4 protein-coding genes and 1 pseudogene are annotated in these 6,484 nt (G+C 54.8%); 2 read left to right on the forward strand and 3 right to left on the reverse strand.

The window, feature by feature from the left end:
* Positions 1–168, reverse strand: a pseudogene (locus K7H22_RS19565) (DUF2493 domain-containing protein); the annotation flags it as partial.
* Positions 169–943: 775 nt separating this feature from the next.
* On the opposite strand from K7H22_RS19565, the gene K7H22_RS19570 reads away from it, so the two are divergent.
* Both K7H22_RS19570 and K7H22_RS19575 read left to right on the forward strand, forming a co-directional pair.
* Positions 944–3,175 carry an ATP-dependent nuclease gene (locus K7H22_RS19570; protein ID WP_230802495.1) on the forward strand — a complete coding sequence of 744 codons (2,232 nt, stop codon included), beginning with the start codon at positions 944–946 and terminating at the stop codon, positions 3,173–3,175.
* Complete coding sequence (locus K7H22_RS19575; protein ID WP_230802496.1) at positions 3,172–5,016, forward strand: UvrD-helicase domain-containing protein; 1,845 nt, start codon at positions 3,172–3,174, stop codon at positions 5,014–5,016. The genes K7H22_RS19570 and K7H22_RS19575 overlap by 4 nt, the downstream gene beginning before the upstream one ends.
* 247 nt (positions 5,017–5,263) lie before the next feature.
* Here the strand turns inward: K7H22_RS19575 and K7H22_RS19580 are convergent, their stop codons facing one another.
* Positions 5,264–5,992 carry a DUF736 family protein gene (locus tag K7H22_RS19580; RefSeq protein WP_230802497.1) on the reverse strand — a complete coding sequence of 243 codons (729 nt, stop codon included), beginning with the start codon at positions 5,990–5,992 and terminating at the stop codon, positions 5,264–5,266.
* Positions 5,993–6,117: 125 nt separating this feature from the next.
* Positions 6,118–6,420: a hypothetical protein gene (locus tag K7H22_RS19585; RefSeq protein ID WP_230802498.1), complete on the reverse strand. Its 303-nt coding sequence runs from the start codon at positions 6,418–6,420 to the stop codon at positions 6,118–6,120.
* Positions 6,421–6,484 lie beyond the last annotated feature (64 nt).

Here is a 6,484-nt window from a genome sequence, read left to right on the forward strand (position 1 = left end):
TTCGGCTTCAAGCCCAGTCCCGCGCAGCTGACCGAGCAAAGCCTCGAAGCTCTCGCGGATAATGTGGTCGGTCAGGATGTGATCTTCCGGGATCGGCAGCTGCGCGTCCTTCTCGGTCAGTCCGAAAAGCTCGATGGTCTCGTAGGTGTTTGCGGTGTCGTAAGCCATGTCTGGTCTCCAGTGTTCGGTTATAGAGCCACCACGTGAGTGTGGGGGCATGGCCGAATACCTGGTTTCCGAATCTGCCCGGGTCAGGGACGGCGCAGCCGCCGGCTTGCCGGGCGCAAAAGTTTTCTGCGCGCAGCACCCGACACACGCGCACCCTCACGCACGGGACCGCCCCGCCCCACAGGCCCCGCCCTCGCCGAAAAGTTTTGCGATCCTTGACGCGGGCTGATTTGGGGGCCATCCGGAGGATATGCTTACACGCTCATGTGTGTGTGTTTTGACGGTAGGTTTGCCCGACCCGAGCAGGCAAACGGCCTGACCGGACGCGGGAGACGGATGAAGCGGCGGGATCGTTTTGCCCTGCAAAACAGACCAGAGCGCAATCCGGCGGAGCGGCCGGGGAGGGACGTGCTCGCGAGGCGGGCAAACCGGGATGCCAGGCGCGACGCCGCGGTGAGGCCGCATGGCCGAATGCGCGACGGACCGAAGGGCCGTTCTCCCCTGCGACACGCGAAGCCGAGCTGGGGAGGCCGGAAGTCTCAGACCAAGGTTGATGTGTAGGTGACGCCGCTGCAGACTACACGGATTACTTTTCGAAGCACTCCACGTGATGGGCCGGGAACGGACTGGCGGCTTCATGGCAATGAATGCAAATAAGGAGACATCCCTCTTTGCCATGGTTCGGTCCTCCCGAAATTCTACACCTAGGGAGCGACGCATTGGACTGCCCCTTTCACGGTAGACAAGCCCTGCCTCATAAGGTGGGTTTGGATGGGTGACTCAGTTGTCTTGCTTTTGTCAGCTTGGTGACATTCGCGCCGTTGCGAGCATCAGTTTTGTGTCAACCGGCGACGAATTTACCTTCCCGAACACAACCAATGATTGCTATCATCTTCGCAACTTACAGGGGGACTGGATGCGTCTAGGTAGTATATCCATTCGAAATTTTCGGCGCCTGAATGATGTGTCCGTTGATTTCGAAAGCAAGGAAACTGTTTTTGTTGGCCCGAACAACAGCGGCAAGACTTCTGCGACGGCTGCCATTCGAAGCTTTCTCGGGAACCGGGAATTCAAGATTCATGACTTCTCCATTCTCGCAATTGCCTCTATCGACGCATACGCTCCAGGGAACGAATCCAGCCTACCCCAAATAGAACTTGATCTCTGGTTTCACATCGATCCGGACTCAATTGCGTTCGGTCGGGTCTTTGCCCTGGCAACGAGCCTTTCCGCTGATTTCTCGGAAATCGGGATGCGCTGCTCGTTCGCTGCGGATGACGCAGCAGAACTCTGGAAGCATTACGATGCAGCTTTCCCGACAAAGGAAGACGGTACCCGCAAGCGCCCTTTGAGCTTCTTCCTTGGAATGGAAGGCAACTTGAAAAAGTATTTTGGCATCAAGGTGTCCTCGCTGGAAAAGCTGGAAGAGGAATTCGTGGCAACGGCACTCTCCGCGCAAGAAGGCAAGAAGATTGTCCATTCTCTGCTGCGCGTCGATTTCGTTGATGCCCAGCGAAATATTGACGACGAGAATGCCGCGAGGAGCAACAGACTGTCAGACGCCTTTGCGACGTATTACCGGAGAAACCTGGAGCAGGCGGAACTGGCCGAAGAAGCTATAGCGATCATTGAACAGAATAATGAAAATCTGACTAGGCACTACGACGAACGCTTCAGACCCCTGATGACAATGATCGGAGGTCTTGGCCTTCCCTCCGACAACGACCGCGCGATGAAGGTCGTTTCGACACTCAGTTCGGAGGTTGCGTTACGCGGTAACACCGAACTCTTCTACGTCGATGCCAGCACCAGCCATGAGCTACCCGAGGCCTATAACGGACTGGGTTTCAAGAACCTGGTGTTCATGGCCATTCAGGTCGATCATTTTTATCGGCAATGGCTCGCGACCGAAGACAACCGTCCGCTGTGCCAGATGATCTTTATCGAAGAACCGGAAGTGCATTTGCACGCTCAGGTCCAACAAACATTCATTCGCCAGATGTGGGACGTGCTCACCGCTGACGCACCAGAAGGCGAAAGCAAGCCCCAGCTCACAATCACAACCCACTCGTCGCACATCCTGGATACCGTGGATTTCTCAAAAATCCGCTACTTCCGTCGGTGCCATATCAACGGTGAACAGGAGGGAGTGACCTATCAGGGAACGACCGTGCACAGCCTTCGCCAATTTCAACCTGAGCCACTTGAATTGGGCGGCGATATGATTGAACCAGAGGAATCACTTTCCTTTCTCAAAAAATATCTGAGACTTACGCATTGCGACTTGTTCTTCTCCGATGCTGCCATACTCGTTGAGGGGTCTGCGGAAAAACTGCTTTTGCCGCGCATGATTGACATATCGGCGCAGAATCTGAACAAAAAATATCTTACCATTCTGGAGGTAGGTGGCGCTTATGGGATGCGCTTCGCCGGATTGTTGGAATTCCTCGAAATTCCCTATTTGGTCATCACCGATATCGACTCCGTTGATCCCGCGAGAAACCGGGCGAGTTGCGTCGCTACCCATCCGGGAGCCGTTTCGTCGAATGCGACTCTGGGGTATTTCTTTGGAGAGACGAGAGTTGCCGAACTCTCCGGCAACACCTTCGACGATTGTCTGCAAGCTGAAGGGATGCGTTTTGTCGCCTATCAAAAGCCAGTAGAAGTTAACCGTCAGGACAATGCTCAAACCTTCCACGGGCGAACCCTTGAAGAAGCCTTTGTCTTCGAAAACCTCGACCACTTCCATGCCGATGGACTCAGTATCGGCATTGACTTGCCGGATGGTCGAGCCGAATTGCAAGAGGCCGTCTGGCGACGCATTAAAAGCGATACTTTCAAAAAAACAGAATTTGCTATGGATGTCCTTGCCTTCGAAATACCGGCAGGCGGGGATGAAGAAGCGAATGCGGGAAAGAACCGGGACTGGAATGTTCCCCACTACATCGACGAAGGCCTAAAATGGCTGGAGACACGTCTCTCCCAAAACCTGGGAGCCGGCGAATGACGGCAAAACTCAAGCCAACTGAGGCCGATAAGAAAATTGCTGAGTGCATCGCCAAGGACGTTTCATTTTCGGTTATCGCAGGCGCTGGTTCAGGCAAAACCACATCGCTCGTTGAAGCTCTGAAAGGAATCCAGAGGTTCCGTGGAAACGAGCTTCGGAAAAACGGTCAGCGCGTGGTGTGTATCACATACACAAACCGTGCCGTTGGAGTGATTTCGTCGCGTCTAGGTTTCGATGACCTCTTTTACGTTTCCACTCTGCACGGGTTCCTTTGGGCGGAAATCGCGCGCTTCCAGGATGCTATTCGGGAGACCCTTCGTGATGCGATCGTCCCGCAACATATGGAAAAGGCCCGCGAGAAAGACAACGGGGGGACGTCTCAGGCCGCTCAAAAAGCGAGGAAAGACCTTGAGCGCCTGACTGCCCAACTTGCTGCGCTAAACGCGCATAAACCGCCGATATGCTACGAAGAAACCGTTATCAGCGACTATTCCAAATGTGTCCTGAACCATGATGATGTTATTGACGTCGCGGCCTATCTAATCACGAACAAACCACTCTTGCGCAAAGGCCTCGGGTTCAAATACCCCTACATCTTTGTCGATGAAGCTCAAGACACCTTCCCGCAGGTCGTCGAGGCGCTCAATGCTGTGTGCGCGGACGAAGGGTTACCAATCGTCGGATATTTCGGCGATCCGATGCAGCAGATTTACGATAAGCGTGCCGGAGGTTTTGCCGGTCCAAAAGGCTCCGAAAAGATTCCGAAGGAAGAGAATTTTCGAAGCTCAACCTCGGTGATCGACCTTCTCAACAACTTCAGAACCGATCTGAAGCAGGTTCCGGGTGGGAAGAACTCCGACGTTAAGGGCAGCGTCTTGATTACGATCGCGCAGGCTCCCGACCCTGCCGGTCCACGGAAAACCTATACCTCTGAACAACTCGATGAGGTAACGGCGAAGTTCGAGGAAGCCGTTGAACAATGGGGATGGACCGATATTACTCCTGTAAAGAACCTTTTTCTGGCACGCCAGATGATCGCCCGGAGGCTCGGATTCGTTACACTGCACAAGCTCTTTACAGGTGACTATTCGTCGTCCAGATCCCAATCCGACTATGAAGACGGCACGCACTATCTTCTCAAACCCTTTGTGGATGGCATTTTTTCTTTGGTCGATGCATCCCGCAACAACTATCCTAAGAAGCTGATTGAAACACTCCGAAGAATAAGCCCTGCTTTTGACGACACTGGAGCGAACAAGAGCAAAACCCTCAAACAGATGCTCGAGGAAGCCTCAAAACACGCCGCTGCTTTGGCAGAAAAATGGGAAGGCAATACGGTCAAAGAAATTCTGGAATACTGTAGCGCGAACGCGCTTTATCAAATTTCGGACCGCCTTGCAGCTCAGTTAGCTCGCGCTCCCCGCCAAGCTTATGACTCCGGCAATGAGGATCACCAAAGGGAAAAAGGAGATTGGCTGGCTGATGAATTCTTCAAGCTGAAGGCTGACGAACTCGAAAAGTACATCGAATTTCTGGATGAAAATTCTCCTTTCAGTACGCAGCACGGCTCGAAAGGCGAAGAGTATGAAAACGTGCTGGTCATGATCGACGATATCGAGGCAGCCTGGAATACCTACAGCTTTTCGAAAGTTCTGACCCCTGGTGTCGCGGGCAATCCGACCGACCGGCAGCAAGAACTTACTCAAAAGCTGGCTTATGTCTGTTTTTCACGGGCGGAAGTGAACCTTAGGATTTTGATGTTTTCGAAAGCCGCGGAAGCGGCCAAAAAAGAACTGGTTGAGCGCGGTTTGTTCCAGGACAGCCAGGTTTCAATTTTGTAGGTACCGGACAGATCCTTATGCAGATTCATTTTTTCACATCGATCGTTTTCAAAGTTGTCAAACCATGGAACCGTCCCTGATCTAGCCGCCACGCGCCCGCCCTCAACATTACGTTAATATACTATTGTATCGCATTTGCACCAGATCGCAAGCGGTTGGCGTCCTTGACGCAAACGGACATGGAAAAAGGGGAACCGTGGTCCCACGGCTCCCCTTTCGGTTCAGATCGTCTTCTCTCACGCGCTAGTCATGCGACCAGTGACAACCCCGCGCCCGTGTCCTGCGGCTGCTCACCGCTGTCGATGAACGGGATGATCGAGAAGGTCTGCCCGCCGCGCTGTTCTTCGTTCTGCACGGCGTTGACGCGCAGGTCGCCATCAGGCGTGTTGATCAGCAGCGACAGGTAGTCATTGCCCGTGCGGCTGCTTTTGGCCATCCAGGCCGAGCCGACGCGGATCGATGTCCCCCGGGGCGAGCTGACCTCGATCCGGTAGTCAGGGTGGGTCTCCTCGGTCTTGTAGCTGTTCTCGATCAGCATGAACTCCAGATCGAACATCATGTTGGCGATGTAACCGGTGAAGGCGTTGTCGGCGTCCATGGCGGTCAACTCACCTGAGATCGAGCCGGATTTCATCAGGCCGTTCGAGACCAGCGGGATGATCTCGAACTCCCCGCTTTGGGCCGCGCGCGCCTCTTTCGTCTGCACCGCGTTGACCCGGAAGGGGCCGAGGCCGACATCGAGCTGCATCGAGATGTAGGGGTTGCCGCTGGTATTGCCGGTCTCGTTCCAGGCTGTGCCGATGCGCACCTTGCGGCCTGATTTGTTGACTGCCGTCACGTCAAAATCCGGGCTGCGTTCGGACATCTTGGCCCGTGCCTCCAGCTGGATGGCGATATCAAAGCGCGTCGAGTGGATCATGCCGGTGTACTGAGCGGCTGCGGTCTCGACATTGCGGGTGAGGGTTCCTGCGAACATGGGATGGTTCCTTTTCAGATTGGTCGGTGCCTGACGTTCTTGCCAGCGCATCCGGGATTGCTTTCTCGACCCCTTGAGGGATCACAAATCAGAAAGCTCGCTTTCCTTTCAGCCCCACCCACGGGTCAGGCCCGCCGTCCGAGTGGGTGTGCCACCGGGCCTCCGGGTGCGACGCCTCTCCGCTGCCCGTCTGGTCTTGATTGGCTGCCCGGATGTTCCGCGCCGTTATCCGATCGCGCGATGAAGAACTCCGTTTCTTTTCCGTTCAACCGGTGCCCGCTCCGGTCGGTCAGACCGATGCAGCTGCCGTTCGGCAGATAGGTGATGAGGTACTGACCGAGCCGGTCCTTGTGGACAACGTAGCCGGTATTGGCCCAATGCACGGTCTGGCCGGCATCGACGGCGGCCTTGATTTCATCGAGTGTCATGCGAACCTCCTTACGAAGAATGATGGGGAAACGACGCAAGAAGCCCGATCTTCCATGCAAGATT

Source organism: Seohaeicola saemankumensis (assembly GCF_021021435.1).
In the GTDB taxonomy this organism is placed as follows: Bacteria; Pseudomonadota; Alphaproteobacteria; order Rhodobacterales; family Rhodobacteraceae; genus Seohaeicola.